The sequence below is a fragment of the Piscinibacter sp. HJYY11 genome, assembly GCF_016735515.1.
GTDB lineage: Bacteria > Pseudomonadota > Gammaproteobacteria > Burkholderiales > Burkholderiaceae_C > Rhizobacter.
On record NZ_JAERQZ010000001.1, the window covers coordinates 1,745,230 to 1,764,944 of the forward strand.

Annotated in this window: 18 protein-coding genes; 7 read left to right on the plus strand and 11 right to left on the minus strand. The window is 70.1% G+C overall.

All coding sequences use genetic code 11. The features are described from left to right. Window positions 1-9: 9 nt before the first annotated feature. The 4 genes from JI745_RS07895 to JI745_RS07910 are packed head-to-tail and all read left to right on the plus strand — an operon-like array spanning window position 10 to window position 3,297. Window positions 10-906 carry an ABC transporter permease gene (locus tag JI745_RS07895; protein ID WP_201805222.1) on the plus strand — a complete coding sequence of 299 codons (897 nt, stop codon included), beginning with the start codon at window positions 10-12 and terminating at the stop codon, window positions 904-906. Then, a complete protein-coding gene (locus tag JI745_RS07900) occupies window positions 903-1,706 on the plus strand; it encodes an ABC transporter permease (RefSeq protein ID WP_201805223.1) in 804 nt (267 codons plus the stop codon). Before JI745_RS07895 ends, JI745_RS07900 begins: the two co-directional genes overlap by 4 nt. After that, the gene (locus JI745_RS07905; RefSeq protein WP_201805224.1) at window positions 1,703-2,788 is read left to right on the plus strand and encodes an ABC transporter ATP-binding protein; all 1,086 of its coding nucleotides are present in this window, start codon (window positions 1,703-1,705) and stop codon (window positions 2,786-2,788) included. The genes JI745_RS07900 and JI745_RS07905 overlap by 4 nt, the downstream gene beginning before the upstream one ends. A 17-nt stretch (window positions 2,789-2,805) precedes the next feature. Further along, the gene (locus tag JI745_RS07910; RefSeq protein ID WP_201805229.1) at window positions 2,806-3,297 is read left to right on the plus strand and encodes a nucleoside deaminase; all 492 of its coding nucleotides are present in this window, start codon (window positions 2,806-2,808) and stop codon (window positions 3,295-3,297) included. Here the strand turns inward: JI745_RS07910 and JI745_RS07915 are convergent. Then, on the minus strand, window positions 3,283-4,032 hold the full coding sequence (locus JI745_RS07915) for an aspartate/glutamate racemase family protein (protein ID WP_201805231.1): 750 nt from the start codon (window positions 4,030-4,032) through the stop codon (window positions 3,283-3,285). The genes JI745_RS07910 and JI745_RS07915 overlap by 15 nt on opposite strands. Window positions 4,033-4,145: 113 nt before the next feature. On the opposite strand from JI745_RS07915, the gene JI745_RS07920 reads away from it, so the two are divergent. Next, window positions 4,146-5,126, plus strand: a complete 981-nt coding sequence (locus JI745_RS07920) for a tripartite tricarboxylate transporter substrate binding protein (protein ID WP_201805233.1) — start codon at window positions 4,146-4,148, stop codon at window positions 5,124-5,126. Between the two features lie 366 nt (window positions 5,127-5,492). Continuing rightward, a complete protein-coding gene (locus tag JI745_RS07925; protein ID WP_201805234.1) occupies window positions 5,493-5,630 on the plus strand; it encodes a hypothetical protein in 138 nt (45 codons plus the stop codon). A gap of 10 nt (window positions 5,631-5,640) precedes the next feature. Here the strand turns inward: JI745_RS07925 and JI745_RS07930 are convergent, their stop codons facing one another. The 10 genes from JI745_RS07930 to JI745_RS26745 are packed head-to-tail and all read right to left on the minus strand — an operon-like array spanning window position 5,641 to window position 17,484. Beyond that, window positions 5,641-6,414, minus strand: a complete 774-nt coding sequence (locus JI745_RS07930; RefSeq protein ID WP_201805235.1) for an SDR family NAD(P)-dependent oxidoreductase — start codon at window positions 6,412-6,414, stop codon at window positions 5,641-5,643. Beyond that, complete coding sequence (locus JI745_RS07935) at window positions 6,411-7,313, minus strand: SDR family NAD(P)-dependent oxidoreductase (RefSeq protein WP_201805240.1); 903 nt, start codon at window positions 7,311-7,313, stop codon at window positions 6,411-6,413. Before JI745_RS07935 ends, JI745_RS07930 begins: the two co-directional genes overlap by 4 nt. 21 nt (window positions 7,314-7,334) lie before the next feature. After that, complete coding sequence (locus JI745_RS07940) at window positions 7,335-8,276, minus strand: 3-keto-5-aminohexanoate cleavage protein (RefSeq protein WP_201805241.1); 942 nt, start codon at window positions 8,274-8,276, stop codon at window positions 7,335-7,337. A 24-nt stretch (window positions 8,277-8,300) separates the two neighbouring features. Continuing rightward, entirely contained in the window at window positions 8,301-9,023 is a 723-nt protein-coding gene (locus JI745_RS07945; protein ID WP_201805243.1) for an ABC transporter ATP-binding protein, read from the minus strand. Next, a complete protein-coding gene (locus JI745_RS07950) occupies window positions 9,020-9,775 on the minus strand; it encodes an ABC transporter ATP-binding protein (protein ID WP_201805247.1) in 756 nt (251 codons plus the stop codon). Before JI745_RS07950 ends, JI745_RS07945 begins: the two co-directional genes overlap by 4 nt. Further along, window positions 9,772-11,043 (minus strand): branched-chain amino acid ABC transporter permease, encoded by a 1,272-nt coding sequence (locus JI745_RS07955; RefSeq protein ID WP_201805250.1) that lies wholly within the window; start codon window positions 11,041-11,043, stop codon window positions 9,772-9,774. Before JI745_RS07955 ends, JI745_RS07950 begins: the two co-directional genes overlap by 4 nt. Next, entirely contained in the window at window positions 11,040-11,981 is a 942-nt protein-coding gene (locus JI745_RS07960) for a branched-chain amino acid ABC transporter permease (RefSeq protein ID WP_201805252.1), read from the minus strand. The genes JI745_RS07955 and JI745_RS07960 overlap by 4 nt, the downstream gene beginning before the upstream one ends. Before the next feature lie 16 nt (window positions 11,982-11,997). Further along, the gene (locus JI745_RS07965; protein WP_404932804.1) at window positions 11,998-13,254 is read right to left on the minus strand and encodes a branched-chain amino acid ABC transporter substrate-binding protein; all 1,257 of its coding nucleotides are present in this window, start codon (window positions 13,252-13,254) and stop codon (window positions 11,998-12,000) included. A 47-nt stretch (window positions 13,255-13,301) separates the two neighbouring features. Next, window positions 13,302-14,090, minus strand: coding sequence for an SDR family oxidoreductase (locus tag JI745_RS07970; protein WP_201805254.1), 789 nt, complete (start codon window positions 14,088-14,090; stop codon window positions 13,302-13,304). A gap of 19 nt (window positions 14,091-14,109) precedes the next feature. Beyond that, on the minus strand, window positions 14,110-17,484 hold the full coding sequence (locus JI745_RS26745) for a tannase/feruloyl esterase family alpha/beta hydrolase (protein ID WP_310738526.1): 3,375 nt from the start codon (window positions 17,482-17,484) through the stop codon (window positions 14,110-14,112). 252 nt (window positions 17,485-17,736) lie between these two features. Here JI745_RS26745 and JI745_RS07980 point away from each other — a divergent pair, with 252 nt between their 5' ends. Next, window positions 17,737-19,701: a GAF domain-containing protein gene (locus JI745_RS07980; RefSeq protein ID WP_201805255.1), complete on the plus strand. Its 1,965-nt coding sequence runs from the start codon at window positions 17,737-17,739 to the stop codon at window positions 19,699-19,701. The last annotated feature ends 14 nt before the right edge of the window (window positions 19,702-19,715 follow it).

Here is a 19,715-nt window from a genome sequence, read left to right on the forward strand (position 1 = left end):
AGCGCCGTGATGACCCAACCCGTGGCCGAGCCGGCGCCGCATCGCGCGCGCACCGCCGGCTCGCGCCGCGTGCTGCCCGCGGTGCTGGGCGTGCCCGTCTTCCTGTGGCAGGCGGTGTTCTTCGCGGCGCCGCTGGTCTTCCTGATCGTCATCACCTTCTGGCAGGTGAAGTCGTTCCGGCTGGAGCCGGCCTTCGTGCTCGACAACTGGGAGCGGGTGCTGCTGTCGAGCCCCTTCCAGCGCGCGCTGGTGCACACGCTGACGCTCTCGGCCGTGACCACCGTGCTCGCGCTCGTGATCGCCTTCCCGGCGGCCTACACCATCGCCTTCCGCCTGCCCACGCGGCTGCGCGACCTGGCGGTGGCCGCGCTGATCGTGCCCATCTTCTCGAGCTACATGCTGCGCATCTACGCGTGGCAGATCGTGCTCAGCCCCGAGGGGCTCATCAACAACCTGCTCGGGCGCATCGGCATCGAGGCGCTGCCGATGCTGGGCGGCGCGTTCTCGCTGCAGATCGGCCTGCTGACGCTCACGCTGCCGATCGCCGTGCTGATCCTCGTCTTCGCGCTCTCGGGCGTCGACCGCACGCTGATCGAGGCGGCCGAAAACCTCGGCTGCCGCCGCAGCCGCGTCATCGCGCACGTGCTGCTGCCGGCCATCCGCCCTGCCCTGCTGCTGGCCGCCACCACCACCTTCCTGCTGGCCTTCGGCGACTACATCAGCCCGCTCTTCATGACGGGCAGCAAGCCGCCCACGCTGTCGATCCTGGTGGTGGACACGGTGAAGTCGGGCTCGCAGTGGCCGCGTGCGTCGGTGGTGGGCGTGGCGATGCTGCTGGTGCTGTCCGCAGTGTTCGGGCTCGGCCGCTGGCTGGGCTCGCGTGGAACGGGAAGGGGCCACGGATGAACCTGACCAGGCTCTCACGCACGCTGCAGTACGCCTTCGTCGCCGCGCTCTTTGGCTTCATCGCGGCGCCGATGCTCGTCATCGTCATCTTCTCCTTCGACGCCAACCGCTTTCCGGCCATTCCCTGGGGCGGCTTCAGCCTCGAATGGCACCGCGCCATCCTGCAAGACGAGATGGTGCGCGACGCCTTCCTCAACAGCCTGTGGGTCGGCCTCGGCACTGCAGTGCTGTCGACCCTCCTCGGCTTCGCCGCGGCCTACATCGACCACCGCTACCGCTTCCGCGGCAAGACCGGCTTCGCCCTGCTGGTGGCCCTGCCGCCGGCCGTGCCGGCCACCATCCTCGGCATGGCGATGCTGGCCTTCCTGTCGCGCATCGGGCTCTTCGGCCGCATCGAGTCGATCACCGCCTGCCACGTGGCGCTGGCCACCTCGTTCTCGATGGCCATCATCGGCCTGCGGCTCGGCGAGATGGGCAAAGACCTGGAGCAGGCCGCGTGGAACCTTGGCGCCTCGCCGGCCACCGCCCTGCTGCGCGTGGTGGTGCCCTTCTGCAAGCCGGCGCTCATCGCCTCCTTCTTCCTGTCGGCGGCGGTGTCGTTCGACGAGTTCCTGATCGCCTGGTTCGTGGGCGGCGTGCACGAGACGCTGCCGGTGCGCATCCTCAACCTGCTGCAAGGCCAGGTGAACCCCAAGATCAACGCCATCGGCACGGTGGTACTCGTCATCAGCATCACGCTGGTGCTGCTGGCGCAGCGCTTCGTGGGTGTGAAGGTGGCGAAGCAACAGGAAGCCGCATGACCTCTGCCTTTGTGTCCCTCCAGGCCATCGAGAAGAAGTTCCCCGGCCACCACGCGGTGCGTGGCATCGACCTCGACATCGCCGCCGGCGAGTTCATCGCCATCATGGGCCCGTCGGGCTGCGGCAAGTCGACCACGCTGCGCATGATCGCGGGGCTCGACGAGCCGAGCGCCGGCGAGATCTTCATCGGCGGCAAGAGCATGCGCGGCATCCCCGCGTTCCAGCGCGACACGCCGATGGTGTGGCAGAGCCTCGCGCTCTTCCCCTTCCTCACCGTGGCCGAGAACGTGGCCTTCCCGCTGCGCATGAAGAAGATGGGGGCCGACGTGCGCCGCAAGCGCGCGCTCGACTGGCTGGACCGCCTGGGCCTGGCCGGCATGGCCGACCGCCAGGTGTCGCAGCTCTCCGGCGGCCAGCGCCAGCGAGTGGCGATCGCACGCGCGCTCGTCACCGAGCCGTCGATCCTGCTGCTCGACGAGCCGCTGAGCGCGCTCGACGCCCACCTGCGCGTGCGCATGCAGACCGAGCTCGCGCGGCTGCACCGCGAGCTGCGCATCACCTTCGTCTACGTGACGCACGCGCAGTCGGAAGCGTTCGCGCTGGCCGACCGCATCGTCGTGATGGCCGACGGGCTCATCCAGCAGGCGGGCAAGCCGCAGGATGTGTACCGCGCGCCTGCCAACGCCTTCGTCGCCAACTTCATCGGCACCAACAACCTGGTCACGGGACAGGCCAAGGCGCACGACGGCGAGTTCATCACCGTGGAGGGGCCGCTCGGCAGCTTCCCGGTGAGCGCACCGCAGGGCTGGACCCTCGGCACGCCGGCGAGCTTCGTCATCGCGGCGGACCGTGTGGCGCTGCAACCCGGTGACATGCCCGGAGCATCCGGCGTCCCGGGCACGGTGCTCGGCCTGGAGTTCGTCGGCTCCACGCAGACGGTCTTCATCGAGATGGGCGACGGCAAGGAGTTCCGCGTGCAGAAGCAGCAGCACGAGATCGAGTCGCTGAACCTCGCCCCCGGCCAGCGCGTGACGCTCAGCTGGGACCCTCGCCAGACCTGGCTGCTGCCCCAGGCGGCCTGACCTCGGAGCACCCCGCGATGTACACCGAAGCCTTCATGCAACGCGCCCTGGCGGTGTCGGCGCAAGCCCTCGACCAGCCCGGCACCGAGCCCTTCGGCGCGGTGATCGTGAAAAACGGCCAGATCGTCGGCGAAGGCTTCAACCACGCCCGCGCCAAGTGGGACCCGACCGCGCACGGCGAAGTCGAGGCCATCCGCGACGCCTGCCAGCGCCTGGAGAGCCTCAACCTGTCCGGCTGCGAGCTCTACACCTCGTGCGAGCCCTGCGCGCTGTGCGTGAGCGCCATGGGCATCGTCGGCATCTCGGCGCTGTACTACGCCGCGTCGCTCGAGCAGTCGCACGCCGCGATCGGCGCCCTGCCCGCGAGCGCGCGGCCGCCGATCGACACCGATGAACTCCGCCGCGAGGCCGGCGCGCCGATCGCCGAGCGGCGCATGCCTTCGCAGCAGGCGCTGGACCGTGAAGCGGTCGACATCCTGAAGCGGTGGGCCGCGTCAGCCGGGACCTGACCCCAGGCGCGCCATCGACGGCGAGACCGCACTCCATTCGGCGAAGAAGCCATCGGTCGCCCGCTGCGGTGGCGGGGCGCTGCGCTCCAGCAGCACCTTGAGCCCGGCCTGCGCGCTGTCGATGAGCGGCAGCGCGACCTCGGGCTGCAGGCGCTGCGCATAACCCGCGAGGCCCGCGCCACCCACGATGATCGAAGCCACCCCGGGCCGCGCCGCCGCACGGCAGGCCTGGTGCAGGTGGCGCAGCGCCGCCTGCGGGTCGGCCTGCAGCTCGGCCCCGGTGGGCGCCACCGTCTCGATGTGAAGCAGCTGCTCGCCGTAGCCCAGGCTCAGCGCCAGCCGGCGCAGCATGGGCTTCCACCGCTCGCCGCCGGTGACGATGGCAAAGCCGCCATGCCGCGCCGCTTCGATGAACGACGCCTCGGCCAGGCCGGTCACCGGGCATGCGCTGGACTCGCGCAGCGCAAAGAGCCCCGGGTCACCGAAGCAGCCGATGAGCACCCCCTGCGGTGGCGACGCCTCGCTCTCGGGGCTGGCCAGGTGCTCGGCCCAGGTCTCCAGCACCGCCGCACCGGCGACGGCGTGGCTCGCTTCGCAGGCGATGTAACGCGCACCAAAGCTGGCCGTTCGCAACGCGAGATGCACCCCATCGGGCAGCAGTGGTCGCAAGGTGTGCGCGAGACGCTCCGTGGTCGCAACGCTGGTGTTCGGATTGATGAGAAGCAGCTGGCGCATCGCCGGGATTTAGCAAGTCGCATTCCTCGCTGCATCGCGATGGTGCCGAGCGCGACTGGCACGGTACCTGCGAGAGCGCTGCGCCTCTGCTCTTCTCAACCAGGAGTCTCTCGATGAAGCGTCGCCTCGTACTTGCCGCCGGTGCCGCGGCCCTGTCCACGCCTGCCTGGGTTGGTGCCCAGAGCGCCTGGCCCGCCCGCGGCCCCATCCGTCTGATCGCGCAGTTCCCGCCCGGTGGCCTGGTCGACACGGTCGCGCGGCTGATGGCGCCCCACCTGGCGCAAGCCCTCGGGCAGACCGTGGTGGTCGAGAACCGGCCCGGTGCTGGTGGCCTGATCGGCACGGACTACGTCGCCAAGCAACCCGCCGATGGCTACACCCTGCTGGTGAGCCACGCCTCGGTGCACATCTACGCCGCGGCCACGCGCAACGTGATGCCCTTCGACCCGGTGGCCGACTTCTCCCACCTCGGCATGCTGGTCGAGGCGCCGATGGTGCTGCTGGTGCGTGGCCAGTCGCCCATCACCAGCCTCTCGCAGTACGTGACGATGGCCAAGACCAAGCCCGTGCGCTACGGCACCTCGGGCGTGGGCTCCGCCAACCACCTGTACGGCGAGCTGCTCAAGATCGACGGGCAGGCGCCCGAGCACGACCACGTGCCCTACCAGGGCAGCGCACCGGCGATGCAAGACCTGCTGAGCGGCCAGATCGATGGCCTCTTCGACCCCATTACCACCAACGTCGCGCAGCTGAAAGCCGGGTCCTTGCGGGCATTGGCCGTCTCCACCCCCGCTCGCCTGCCGGCGCTGCCGAGCATCCCCACCTTCGCCGAGCTGGGCTACCCATCGCTGACGGGCGCCCAGTGGCTCGGCCTGTCGGCGCCGAAGAGCCTGCCCGCACCCATCGCCGCGCGCCTGAAGACACTCGTGCCCGAGATCCTGGCCAAGCCCGACGTGATGGCGCGCCTCGAAGAGCTGCAGACGCTCCCGCGCAAGGCGCCGGTCCTCGGCGAGGATTTCACGGCGCTCATCCGCTCGCAGATCGACACCTGGACCAAGGTCGCCCGCCGCGCCAAGGTCGAAGTGATCGCCTGAAAGCCCCCACGCCAGCGCCGTCACGGAAGGCTTGCTAGAGTGCCTGCACCCGCGCGATGCGGGCCCTCTCTTGAACGGAGAAACCCCATGTTGACACCCGCTTTCCACAGCGGGCGAGACGCAAGGCAACTCCAGCCTTCCGTTCCCCGCTGTCTTCCTGTCGAGGCCGAGCTGCCGCTCGGTCGCATCGACGCGCCGCGCCGCGTTCTGTCCCGGCGCCTGTGCTTCCACGTCCCGGATCGTTAGGGTCGCTCCGACTCGCGACGCTGTCGCGTTCGCCTGCCGCCATGCCGTCGTCCATCAGCCGCTGTGCTGATGGCCGCTGCATTCGCTCGACCTCATTTCCCACGATCTACCGGAAAACCCATGAAGCACCTTCTCAACTCCCTCGACCAGACCATCCCGGCCACCGAGCACACCCGGCTGTCCAACCTTGCCTTTGGTGTCTGCAGCGCCTTGATGCCCTACGCCCTGGCGGCACTCCTGCTCGTCGCGTTCGGCTGATCGCAGCGCGTCAGTACATGCGCGTGGCGCCGCCGCCGTCGACGGCGAGCACGGCGCCGTTCACATAGCTCGCGGCCTGCGAGCACAGCCAGACGATGGCGCCGGCAGGCTCCTCTGCCCGCCCGAGCCGGTTCATGCCGCTGTGGCGGGCCGTCAGTGCCCGGTAGCGCTCGGCCGCGCCCGGGCGCTCGGGGTCGACCATCTCGGAGCGCGTGAACCCCGGTGCGATCGCGTTGATGCGCAGGCCCATCTGGCCGTAGTCGGACGCGGCCGACTGCGTGAGGCCGACGACGCCGAACTTGCTGGTCGCGTACGACGCGTGGCCGATGTCGCTCGGCTTGAGGCCGTAGATGGAGGCCACGTTGACGATCGCGCCGCCGCCGCTGGCGAGCAGAGCCGGGATCTCGTGCTTCATGCACAGCCACACGCCCTTCAGGTTCACGCCCATGACCTCGTCCCACTGCGCCTCGGTGACGTCGGCGATGGGCGTTAAGCGCGGGCCGGCGATGCCGGCGTTGTTGACGGCGCAGTCGAGGCGGGCGAAGCGGTCGAGCGTGGCGGCGACCATGCGTTCGGCATCGCCGGCGCGGCTCACGTCGGCCTGGACGAAGAGCGCCTCGCCGCCCGCGGCCTCGATGCGCTGCACGACGCGCGTGCCCTGGTCGGCGCGCCGTGCCACCACGACGACCTTGGCGCCTTCCTGCGCGAAGTGCAGCGCCGTGGCCTCTCCGAGGCCCGAGCTGGCGCCCGTCACCAGCGCGACCTTGCCGGAGAACGTGGTCATGCGGTCTCGTCCTCCACGACGTCGGCCTTGGCCAGCTCCAGCTTGTACTGCTCCCAGCCCGAGGCGGGTACGGTCTCGCCGGTGCGGTCCTGCAGCAGCGCCAGCTGCGTGCACAAACGATCACCGGCGTGGGCGTCGTCGCCCAGGTACACGCCGTGCGTCATCGTGATGTGCGCGGACTCGAAGCTGCCGGCCCCGGCGAGCAGGATCATGCGCGTGGGCGCGTCTTCGCAGACCAGCGGGATCAACGCGGGGCTCACGCTCTCCGGCGTGAGGCGCGCGAGCGCCTCCGGGGGCAGCACGCCGGCCGTCATCGCCGTGGCGGCACTCGGCGCCAGGCAGTTGACGCGCACGTTGTACTTCGCGCCTTCGAGCGCCAGCGTCTGCATCAGCCCGACGAGCGCCATCTTGGCGGCCCCGTAGTTGGCCTGGCCGAAGTTGCCGTACAGGCCGCTCGACGAGGTCGTCATCACGATGCGGCCGTAGGCTTGCGCCTGCATCCGCGCCCACACGGCACGGGTGCAGTGCACCGCGCCCATCACGTGCACGTCGAGCACACGGCGGAAGTCGTCGAGCGACATCTTGGCAAAGCTCCTGTCGCGCAGGATGCCGGCGTTGTTGACCAGGATGTCGATGCGGCCCCAGGCCGCAACCGCCTGCGCGGCCATCGCCTCCATCTCGTCGTCGTGTGTCACGTCGCCCAGGCACACCAGCGCCTCGCCGCCGTGTCTGCGGATCTCATCGGCCACGCGGTGCGCCGCGGCGCCCGCGTCGGCCCCGGCCAGGTCGTTCACCACCACGCGCGCGCCGTGGCGCGCCAGCTCCAGCGCGTGCGTGCGGCCCAGCCCGCCACCGGCACCCGTCACGATGGCCACACGGCCCTTCAATCGCTTCGTCATCGTTTCCTTCCTTCGTCGTTGTCAGAACGCCACCGCCTCGCGGCCCTTCAGGCCGAGCATCTCGCGCGCTTCATCCGGCGTCGCGACCTCCAGCGACAGCTCGTCCAGGATGCGGCGGATCTTGCGCACCTGCTCGGCGCACGAACGCGCGAGCTGCCCGCGGCCGAGGTAGAGGCTGTCTTCGAGGCCGACGCGCACGTTGCCGCCCATCACCGCCGCCATCGTGAGCAGCGGCATCTGGTGGCGCCCGGCGCCGAGCACCGAGAAGCGGTAGCCGTCGCGGCCGAACAGGCGGTCGGCGGTGCTGCGCATCGTGACCAGGTTCTCCGGGTCGGGCCCGAGGCCGCCGAGGATCCCGAAGATGCTCTGGATGAAGAGCGGCCCGCGCACCAGGCCTTCGTCGACGAAGTGCGCGAGGTTGTAGAGGTGGCCCACGTCGTAGCACTCGAACTCGAAGCGCGTGCCGCACTCGTCGCCGAGCACGCGCAGGATGTGCTTGATGTCGCGGAAGGTGTTGCGGAAGATCAGGTCTTCCATGCCCTCGACGTAGGGCTGCTCCCAGGCGTGCTGCCACTCGGCGATCTTGCGCGCCATCGGGTGGATGGAGAAGTTCATCGAGCCCATGTTGAGCGAGCACATCTCGGGCTGCGCGCGCAGCGGGTAGGCGAGCCGCTCGTCGAGCGTCATGCGCGTGCTGCCGCCGGTGGTGATGTTGATCACCGCATCGGTGGCGGCCTTGATGCGCGGCACGAACTGGTCGAACACCGCCGGGTCGGGCGTGGGCCGGCCGTCGCGCGGGTCGCGGGCGTGCAGGTGAAGGATGGCGGCGCCGGCCTGCGCCGCCTCGATCGCCTGCTCGGCGATCTGGTCGGGCGTCAGCGCCAGGTAGGGCGACATCGTCGGCGTGTGCACCGAGCCGGTGACGGCGCAGCTGATGATGACCTTGTCGGAGTGGGTCCGCATTCGGGGCTCCTGTGAGTGAATGGATCAGACCGCGAGCCACTGCTGCAGCAGCGCGTCATCGGCCTCCAGTTGCTGCGGGCTGCCTTCGAAGACGATGCGGCCGTGCCCCATCACGCACACGCGCGACGAGACCTTGAGCGCGATGGCGAGCTTCTGCTCCACCAGCAGCACCGAGACGCCGCGGCGCTGCATGTCGCGGATGCACTCGCCGACCTGCGCCACGATCTTGGGCGCGAGCCCCTCGGTGGGCTCGTCGATGAGGATGGCCAGCGGGTTGCCCAGCAGCGAGCGGCAGATGGTCAGCATCTGCTGCTCGCCGCCCGAGAGGCTGCCGGCCTTGGTGCGGCGGCGCTCCTTCAGGCGCGGGAAGTAGTCGAACATCTGCTCGATGCTCCAGCGCTGCGCGCCTTCGACCGGCGGCTGCTCGCCCATGCGCAGGTTCTCGTCGACCGTGAGGTTGGCGAAGACCTCGCGCTCCTCGGGCACGTAGGCGAGGCCTGCGCGGCAGATGGTGTTCGGCTTGGCGCCGGCCAGCGCGCGCGTGCCGAGCTGCACCCGGCCCGCGCTCGGCGGCACGAGGCCCATCATGGCCTTGAGCGTGGTGGAGCGACCCGAGCCGTTGCGGCCGAGCAGGCTCACCACCTCGCCGCGCCGCACGGCGAGCGTCACGCCGCGCAGCACATGGCTCTTGCCGTAGTGGGCGTGCAGGTCGTCGACCTGGAGCAGCACATCGTCGCGTGCGCTCATGCTGCCAACTCCTCGCCAAGGTAGGCCTCGCGCACGCCGGCATGGGCGCGAATCTCGTCGGGCGTGCCGGTGGCGATCAGCTCCCCGTACACCAGCACGCTCACGCGTTCGCCGAGGTCGAAGACGACGCTCATGTCGTGCTCGACGATCAGCAGCGCCCGCCCTGCCGTGGTCTCGCGGATGAGCTGCGCGGTGTAGGCCGTCTCCTCGCTCGACATGCCGGCCATGGGCTCGTCGAGCAGCACCACCTGCGGGTCGCAGGCGAGCGTCATCGCGAGCTCCAGCGAGCGTTGCGCCGAGTAGGTCATCTCGCCGGCCAGCGACGTGGCATGCGCCTGCAGGCGCACGCGTTCGAGCAGGCGCTCGGTGTCTTCGCGCACCGCCGTCGCGCGGTCGAGCACGCGCCAGAAGGCGTACTGCAGGTGATGGCGGCGCAGCACCGCGAGGCGGATGTTCTCGAACACGGTGAGCTTCGGAAAGATGTTGGTGATCTGGAACGAGCGCGCGAGCCCCGCCCGGGCGATGCGCTGCGGCGACCAGCCGTCGATGCGCTGGCCGCCGAAGACGATCTCGCCGGCGCTCGGTGCGGTGTTGCCCGAGATCAGGTGGAAGAGCGTCGACTTGCCGGCCCCGTTCGGGCCGATCAGCGCGTGGCGTTCGCCGGCACGCAGGTCGAGGTCGACGCCGCGGATGATCTCGCTCGCGCCATACGACTTGCGCACGCCGCGCAGGCTCAGGACGATCTCGCTCATGTCAGCGCCTCCTGGCCGTCGATAGCGGCCGCCTCGGGCTGCGGCACCGCAGGCGAGACCAGGGCACGGCGCGCCGTCCAGCCCAGCAGGCCGGCCACCGCCAGCAGCGCGGCGGGCACGAGCCAGGTCGCGACCGACCCGGGCGGCCAGCTTCGACCGAAGAGCGCGATCGGCGGCCAGCTTCCGCCCATCGCAGCGAGCGCGCGGTAGTCGTGCGAGCACAGGCGCTGCAGCATCTCGACGACGAAGACCACGCCTGCCGCGGCGCACAGCGTCGCCACCACGGCGAGCGCCGACACCGACACGGCGAGACGCCAGCCACGCCGTGCCTTGAGGCGTGCCGCGGCACCGAACAGGCCGGTCAGGCCCACCGGCACGAACATCATCACCAGCACGAAGAGCATGCCCTGGTAGAGCAGCCACGAGCGCGTCGCGTCTGAGACCGCGTAGCCGAAGAAGGTCATCAGCGCCGCGCCCAGCGCCGGGCCGAGGAAGCTGCCGACGCCGCCGATGTAGCTGTTGAGCACCACCGCAGCCGAGACGCTGGCATCGAAGACGACGTAGTTGGCGGCCTCGTTGTTGATCGCCTGCAGGCCACCCGCGATGCCGGCAAACATCGACGACACCACGAAGGCCGACAAGCCCACGCCGTGGGCGTCGTAGCCGAGGAACTTCAGGCGGTGGCCGTTTTCGCGCAGCGCGAGCGTCAGGCGCCCGAGCGGCGTGCGGCCATGGAAATGCAGCAGCGCGAGCGACAGCAGCACCCAGGCGAGCGTGAGGTAGTAGACCTCGACCGTCGAGCCGAAGGTCAGCCCCCAGGCCGGCATGCGCATCGCCGAGATGCCCGACTCGCCACCGAACCAGCCCTTGAGCTGCGGCGCGAGCGAGTGCAGCAGCTCGGCCACGGCCAGCGTGATCATCGCGAAGGTGGTGCCGCTGCGCTTCGTCGCAAACCAGCCGGCGACCAGGCCCACCAGCAGGCCCGCGAAGGCACCGACGAGCGGCAGCAGCGGCGTGGGCAGCAGCCCCTTGCCGGCAAAGGCATTCATCGCATGCAAGGTGGCGAACGCGCCCACGCCGAAGTAGGCGGCATGCCCGAACGACAGCAGTCCCGCGCGGCCCGCCAGCAGGCTGTAGGCGCAAGCGAACAGCGCGGCGATCAGCATCTGGATCGAGGCGTTGAGCAGCCCCGCGCTCAGGAGCGCGGGCAGCGCGGCGAGCAGCGCCACGCCACTGCCCAGGAGCAGAAGCGTCCAAGAACGGCTCATGCCTCCTCCCCCATCAGGCCGCGAGGCCGCACCAGCAGCACGAGCAGCATCAGCACGAACGGGATCGTCGCCGCCAGGCTCGAGACCTTCAGCGTCAGCAGCCCGCCGATGCCCTCGGCCCATGAACGCGCGCCCAGGAACGCGAGCAGGTCCGCGATGCTGCGGTCCACGCCCACGGCCAGCGAGGTGATGACGCCGATCAGCACCGACGCCAGCATCGCGCCGCCCAGCGAGCCCAGCCCGCCGACGACCACGATCACGAACACCATCACGCCGACTTCGAGCGCCATGTTGGGGTTGGTCGTGTAGAAGGCGCCCGCGACGGCGCCTGCGAGCCCCGCGAGCGCCGCCCCCACGCCGAACACCCCCATGAAGACGAGCTGCACGTTGTGGCCGAGCGCCTCGGCCATGCGCGGGCGGTAGATGGCGGCACGCACGACGATGCCGACCCGCGTGCGCGTGAGCAGCGCCCAGAGCGCGGCGAACATGGCGATTGCCACCCCGCCCATCAGCAGCCGGTACACGGGGTACTGCTGGCTGCCGAGCGAGAAGGCCGCGAAGTCGAGCGAGGCGGGCACCCGGTAGTCGACCGGGTGGTTGCCGAACAGCAGCTTGATCGTCTCGGCGATGATGAACGACAGCCCGAAGGTGAGCAGCAGTTCGTGCGCATGGCCGTGGTGGTGCACGCGCCGCAGGAACCAGCGCTCGACGCCCACGCCCACCGCGCCGGCGAGCAGCGCCGCGAGCACGACCGCGGGGCCAAAGCCGACGATGCCCTGCAGCGTGTACGCGAAATACGCCCCGAGCATGTAGAACGACGCGTGCGCGAAGTTCAGCACGCCCATCATGCCGAACACCAGCGTCAGCCCGGCCGACACCATGAACAGCAGCAGGCCGTGGATGACGCCGTTGAGCAGCGCGAAAAAGATCGTGTCCATCACTCGATCGTGCTCATCAGTCGGGTCGCTGCATCTTGCAGCTGGCTTGCACCGGCGCCGCCGCCTCTTCGGCCGTGAACACCTTGACCGGCTTGAAGCCCATGTCGGTGCCGTCGGCCTTGTACTTCGCGTCTTTCGCGACCACCGAGACGACGAACGGCATCAGCACCTGATGGTCGGCGGCGCGCATGCTCACCTCGCCCATGGGCGTGCGGATGCGGGTGGTCTCCAGCGTCTTGGCGAAGGCGTTGACGTTGAGCGCGCCGCCCTGTGGCTTGGTCGCCTTGAGCGCCGCGGCCACCATTTCGAGGCCGAACGCGGCCTGCGGCTCGACGAAGGTCGGCACATGCCCGGTCTTGGCCTTGAAGTCGTCGACGAAGCGCGTGCTGTCGGCGCCGCCCGCCTCGGGGTTGAAGGCATGGGCGATGAAGTGGCCGAGCGCGGTGTCGCCGGCGTTGGCGACGTTGCCCGGCTGGTCGAGGAAGACCGTGCCGAAGCGTGCCTTCAGGCCGGCGGCCTTGGAGGCCTTCATCAGCAGCAAGAGGTCGTTGGACCAGTTGCCCGTGATCACGGTCTCGGCGCCGCTCGACACGATCTTCGAGACGTAGGGCGCGAAGTCCTGGATCTTGTTGGTGTCGTGCAGCGTCTTCTCGACCACCTGGTAGCCGCCGGCGGCGGCGTTGTCGCCGATGGCGCGCTCCATGTCCTGGCCCCAGGAGTAGTTCTGGTTGATCGCGTAGACCTTGCTGCCGAGCGTGCCGGCCTGCTTCATGCCGGCGACGAGCGCCTTGGTGCGCACCTGCGCGTTGCCGGTGAAGCGGAAGTGGTGGAAGTTGCACTTCTCGCCGGTGAGCTCCATCGCCTCGGCGCCGACGTTGACGTAGACGATCTCCTTGCCGGGGTTGCGCAGGTTGTGCTTGCGCACGTCTTCGGTGATCTGGCCGCCGATGGCCGACGAGGCACCTTGCACGACGATCTGCACGCCGTCGGCGATGGCCGCCTTGAGCTTGTCGGACGCGCCCGCCGGGCCACCCTGGTTGTCGTACTCGATCAGTTGCACCGGCTGCCCGTTCCAGCCGCCGCTCGCGTTCATCTTGTCGATGGCGTACTTCACACCGGAGCGGAACGACTGGCCCGTCGAGGCCTGTGGGCCCGAGAGCGTTTCGAGCAGGCCGATCTTCACCGGCGCCGCCTGGGCCAGGCCGGTGAGGCAGGCCAGGGTGACCATGGCGGGCAGCGCGCGCAGCGCCGACGGGGGCAGGGAATCACGCATGTTTGTCTCCTTGGGTTGTGGAATCGACGCCGCGGCTTGTGGCGTCGTCAGAGGTACTCGAGGTTGCCGTCCACGCTGATCGCCTGGCCGGTCAGGTTGCGGGCGGCGGGTGAGCAGAGGAACAGCGCCAGGGCCGCCACGTCGTCGGCCGTCACCATGCGGCGCAACGAGATCTTGTTGAGGTACTGCTCGCGCATCGCGTCGACGCCCACGCCGGTGGCGGCGGCACGCGCCGCGATCACCGCGCGCATGCGCTCGCCTTCCACCGTGCCGGGCAGGATCGCGTTGACACGGATGCCCTGAGGCCCGAGCTCGATGGCGAGCGACTTGGTCATGCCGACGATCGCCCACTTGCTCGACGCATAGGGCGTGCGGAAGGCGTAGCCCAGGCGCCCCGCCACCGAGCCCATCGCGATCAGGCTCGGCACTTCCGAGCGCTTGAGCATCGGCACGGCGCGGCGGGCGAAGTAGTACTGGCTGTTCAGGTTGACCGCGATCGTGCGTTCCCACTCGCCCGCGTCGATGCCCTCGATCGGGCCCGTGGGGCCGGCGATGCCGGCGTTGTTGACGAGCACGTCCAGCCCGCCGAGCGTGCCCTGCACGTCGTCGAAGACGAGGTCGACATCGGTGGCGACGGAGGCATCGGCCATGCTGCCGGTGATGCCCGGGGCCGTGGCCACGAGGCGGTCGAGCGCCGCCCGGTCGATGTCGCACACATGCACCTGCGACCCGGCATCGTGGAAGGCGCGTGCGATCGACGCGCCGATCCCGCTCGCCCCCGCCGTGACGAGGACGCGCAGGCCGGCACACGGCCGCAATGAATCAACGATCGACATGGACCAGTTTCCTTGGGGCTCAGGGCTGCACGGAGATGGCCCGCGCGGTGGGCGTCGCGTCGAAGCGCAACGAGGCCGGCCAGACTGGCCAGGTGACGCCGAGTGCGGCGTTGTTCGGGTCGCCGTTGCGGGCGAAGGCGCCGATGCTGCGCATCATGGCGTCCGACAGCGCGAGCCGGCCCGCCCGGTTGGCGGTGGTGTACGAGATGCCCGCGTAGAGCGATGGCCCGAAGTTGCCGAACACGAACGGCAGGTCGAACGCGTGCGCCGCGCCGAAGATGTCGTTGAACGGCGTGGGCAGTTCGTCCCAGTCGAAGCGGTAGTGCCAGATGTTGCTCTGCTGCGTCTGCAACGCGGCGATCATGCTGTCGCGGCTGTTCAGGAAGAAGATGCGGTTGAGCTGCTCGGTGCGCGCGTTCCAGCCCGTCGTCGGCGTGGTGACCGGCAGGTACGACGCCGGGATCCACTGCTCGAGCGTCGTCTGCGGTGCGGCGTTGGGCTGGTAGCCGTAGGCGATCGAGAACACCATCGCGTCGTTGATCAGGCGGCCCACCGCACCGCCCACGAGCGGCAGCAGGGTCGGAAAGAGCTTGCCCTCGTCGCGCGTGTTGCCCATCAGGATGGGGCCTCTCACGTACTGGCCGGCACGGATGGCAGCGATCGGGTTCAGCGGCACGACGTTGCCGTCGCCGATGGGGCCGGAGCCGCCGGCGCCGATGGGCGCGAGCTGGGTCACGACGGTCTGCCAGATGGTGTCGGCGCTCTTGGCGCGCACATAGGTGGCGATCTGCGCGGCGGTCTGGCCCGCGATGTAGGCCGAGGCCGACGGGATGTCGGTCGCGAGGCCATCGGCGATCACGAGCCGGGCGAGGAAGTAGTCGGCCTGGCCGCGGAAGTCGGACGGCGCGGCCATGGTCGCGATGCTGCCCGCCGGCAGCTCGCTCGCCGGCGACAGCCCGCCGCTGATCGGCAGCAGCTTGTGCACGAGCGCCGGGTTGGCGGCGACGACGAGCGGCGAGGTCATCACTGCGAACACGTTCACCGCGCCGGCCGACTGGCCCATCAGCGTGACGTTGCCGGCGTTGCCACCGAAGTTGGCGACGTTGCGGTTGACGAACTGCAGCGCCTTGATGATGTCGAGGATGGCGAAGTTGCCCGAGTCGTCGAGCGGGTCGGTGCCGCTCTTGAGCTGCCCGAGGTTGAAGAAGCCGAGCAGCCCGAGCCGGTAGTTCACCGACACCACCACGGCATTGGCCGTGCGCGCGAGGTTGGCGCCGTCGTACATCGGGTCGGCGGTGTAGCCGGTGATGTTGCTGCCGCCGTGCACCCACACGATCACCGGCAGGTTGGTCGCAGCACTCGCCGGGCGCCAGACGTTCAGGTACAGGCAGTCTTCCGAGCCCACGGTCTGGCCGAGCGACGTGCCGATGGTTGCGTCGTAGCGGTTGTTCAGGCCCGGCCCGTAGAGCCGCCCGGCGGAGCTGCAGGCGTTGCCGAAGGTCTGGGTGTAGCGCGGGGTGGTCCAGGCCTCGGCCTCGGCCGGTGCGCGCCAGCGCAGGTCGCCGACCGGGGCGCGGGCGTAGGGGATGCCCTTCCAGGCGTAGGTGCCGCTGGTGGCCGACAGGTCGCTGCCGATCACCGTGCCGAGGTGCGTGCTGCGCTGGGTGGGCGGCACGTCTTCATAGGGCACGCAGGTGAACGAGGCCGCGGCATTCACGTCGCCACTGCCGTTGTAGCGCGCCCACTTGGGGTACTCGCACAGCGGCCGGGTGCGGGCGATGCTGCCCGAGGCGGTGTCGCCCATCACCTGCAGCGGCGGCACGGTGCCCTGCTCCACCCAGTTCTCGAGCGCGGTGAGCGAGTCCCACGCGACGTTGAACGAGGTGCTCAAGGCGTGGCCGTAGCCCGGTGCCTCGTAGTAGCGCACGAACTTGTCGACCTCGGCCGGGCCCATGCGGGCCTGCAGGCGCTGGTAGTACTCCTCGGTGCCGCGCGAGCTGACGAGCACGTCCGACAGGCCATGCGCGAGCAGCAGCTTGCCGCCCTTGGCCGCGAAGGCGTCGAGGTCGACCGGCACGTCGAGCAGGGTCGACAGCTCGCTCAGTCGTGGGCCCCAGGGGCCGGGGTTCTCGGGGTCGAGCGACAGCGAGTCGTAGCCGAGATCGCGGGTGACGCCGTAGCGGATCATCGCGTCGAGCTGCCGGCTGATGTAGGGCGCGGTGCTCGGCATCGGGTGGGCCGGCTGCGAGGTGTTGAGGTTGAGGAAGGTGATCGTCGGCTGCAGCGGGCTCGGGTTGCTGGTGATGCCGAGGTCGGCGCCCCACACGTTGTAGCCCGGGTAGCCGGTCTCGCCGCTGGCGAGTGTGAAGTTGAAGCGCGTCGAGGCGTTCATCGCCTTCAGCGCGGCGATCTGCACGTCCGACAGGCAGGTGTCGCCGGTGTCCGCGCCGTCGGGGCAGCGCAGCGGCGTGCCGTTGAGCGAGGCGGTCGCCGGGTCGAAGACGGCGTTGCAGCGGTTCTGGTTGCTGATGAGGCCGTCGGCCAGGCCGTCGAGGCCGTCGCAGGCCTCGATCGCAGCGTCGTAGACGAGCTTGCGCTTGGGCGTGTTCGGGTAGGCGCCGGGTTGGGCGAGCGCCCGGCTGGCGCGATGGCCGGCGAGCATGGCCGACATCTGCTTCCACGCCGGGTACCACGCGATGATGCCGGTCCAGTCGTCAGGCCAGCGCGTGGCGACTTCGAGCGCCTCGCGACCGCCGGTGGAGCCGCCGGCGAAGTACGACTGCTGGATGGATGACACCCCGTAGCGCGCCCTGATCAGGAAGGCCGACGCATCGCGCGTCTTCTTCAGCGCCTCGCCGGCCCAGTTGCGCAGCATCTCCTCGTTGAGCAGGAAGGTGCCGTCGAGCGAGCCGAGGGCGCCGGCCTGGTGGCCGCCATTGCTGGCAAACACGGCATAGCCGCGGCCGATCGGAAAGGGCTGGTTGGGCGCGCCGGCGGGCACGTTGCCTACCACGTTGGGAATGCTGCCGTTGAAGCCCCCGCCACCGAACATCATGGCCTTGCCGTTCCAGACGGTCGGCAGTGCGACGCGGAACTGGATGGCCTGGGCCGCCGAGTCGACCGGCGCGATCTGGCCGTTCACAAGGCAGTGCTCGGGAACCGCAGTCGCACCGCTGCCCGAGGCCGCCACCACGGTGGCGGTGGTCACCGTGCCGCCCGTGGTGGGCAGGCCGATGGCGGTCGCGGGGATCGTCATGCCGGCCAGCGCAGTGCACGCCAGCGGCGCGGGTGGCGGCGGGGCCGAGGTGTCGCCGCCTCCACCGCCGCAGGCACCGAGGCCTGCGATGGCAATCGTGGCGAACGCAAGGCGAAGCGCGTGATGTTGGGGTCTCATGGTGTCTCCTGGTCTTGTGTGGCTGGGGCGACCCCAGCGGTGCTCTCTTGCGCAGACACACACGGTCCACGGGCTGTCGGCACGCGACGCAGTCTCGGCGCGGCCGACGACTGGCTCAATGTGTGGCCCACACATACGCAGCCGGTGCGCGATGTGCGCGCGGACCATCGCGAAAACCCGGAGGGCGGTCTCGCCCTTCGGGCGCGCCGCAGCACCATGCCTCTGCTAGCCTGTGCGGCCGAGATCGAACCGATGGACACCGCAGCCCTCACTCCCGAATGTGTCGAGCCCCTCGATGGCCGCCTGGTCCAGCTGCTGCATCAGGACGCATCGGCCGAGGTCTTCGCGCAGCACCTGGCGCAGCTGGAGGCGCTGCCCGATGGCACGCCCGGCAAGTCGGCCCAGACGGAGCTCGTGCGCATGGCAATGGCGGTGCGCAACCGCCTCGAGCTGCTGCAGCAGCGTGAGCAGGGCATGCTGGCGGTGATCGAGTCGGCGCAGGACCTGTCCAGCCGCCTCAACCGCACGAGCCTGTTGCGGGCGATCGTCGCGAAGGCGCGCAACCTGCTCGGCTCCGACCTCGCGTGGCTCACGACCCACGACGCCGAACGCGGCGAGTTCCATGTGGTGGTGGCCGAGGGCGCGCTCTCGCGCAGCGTGACCGACATGGCCGCGCGCAGCGACCGCGGCGTGGTGAGCATCGTGATGAGCACACGCCTGCCCTTCACCACCCCCGATTACCTGCACGACCGTCGCTTCCCCCACGACGCGCGGCTCGACGACACCTTCCGCGACGAAGGCATCACCGCGCTGGTGGGCGTGCCGCTGGTGTGGGACGGCGAGGTGATCGGCCTGCTCTTCGTGGCCGACCGCTACCACCGTGTGCACACCGCGCAGAGCATCTCGATCCTGTGCACGCTGGCCACGCATGCCGCCGTCGCGCTGCGCAATGCACGCGACTTCGAGCGCGCGAGCGATGCGCTGGCGAAGGCCGATGCCGCACGCGCCGAGCTCGAGCGGCACCTGCGCAGCATCCAGGCCGCCGCCGATGCGCACGAGCAGATGACCTCGCTGCTGTCGCGCGGGGCCTCGCTGGCCGCGCTGTGCGGCGCGGTGGCGCAGCTGCTCGGCGGCAGCCTCCTGGTGCTGGACGAAGCCGCCCAGGTCATCGCCCGCGGCAGTGCCGAGTCGTATGCGGGCGACGCGGCCCAGCGCTACGCGCCGCACGGCGAGCACAGCACCGACGTTGCCCGTGCGTTGCGCCTGAGCCGCCAGACCGGGCGCTCTGTGCAGGCCTACGAGGTCGGCGACGAACGCTGCCGCGTGATGCCGGTGATCGGCGGCGACGACATCCTCGGCTCGGTCGCCCTCTTCCACCGCGGCGAACTGGAAGAGGTGGCCGTGCGCACGCTCGAGCGCAGCTCGAGCGTCATCGGCATCGTGCTGCTGTCGCAGGAGCGCATGGAGGCGAACAAGAGCCGCGCCGTCGCGGCGCTGCTGCGCGCGCTGGTGTCGCCTCGCCAGGACGAGGCTGCGCTGATGGCCGACCGCGCCGGGCGCCTAGGCGTCGACCTCGCGCAGCCGCTGGCCTTGCTGCTGATCGAGATGGACAGCCCGAGCGCGGGATACGCGGCGCGCCGTTTCCGCGCCTTCCCGCCGCAGGACGATGTGCTGGTCGATGACATCGACGGCGTGCTCGTGATGCTGTGCGCCGCGAGCCGCGCGCCGGAGCTGCGGCTGCTCGCCACCCAGTGGGCCCGCAGCGAGATGGCGGCCGTGCACCGCGGCGTGGCCTCACGGCCGATCACGGCGGTGGCGGAGATCCCCGCGGTCTACGCCACCCTGCGCCGCGCCTTGGGCGTGCTCGGGCGCATGGGGGTGCAAGGGCACGTGATCGGCCAGAACGAGCTGGCGCTGTACTCGACCCTCTTCGAAACCCACGACCGCGCGAGCCTCACGACCTTCCTCGACGCGACGATCGGCGCCGTGACCTCGCACGACCGCAAGCGCGGCACCGAGCTCGCGGCCACGCTGCTGTGCTACTTCGACTGCAACCAGAACGCCAAGACGACGGCGCAGCGCCTGGGCATCCACGTCAACACGGTGCGCCAGCGCCTGGCAACCCTCGAAGACCTGATCGGCCACTGGGGCAGCGCCACGCGCGCGCTGGAGCTGCACATCGCGCTGCGGCTCTGGAACCTGGGCTCGCCGGCGTAGCGCCGCGCGCGAGC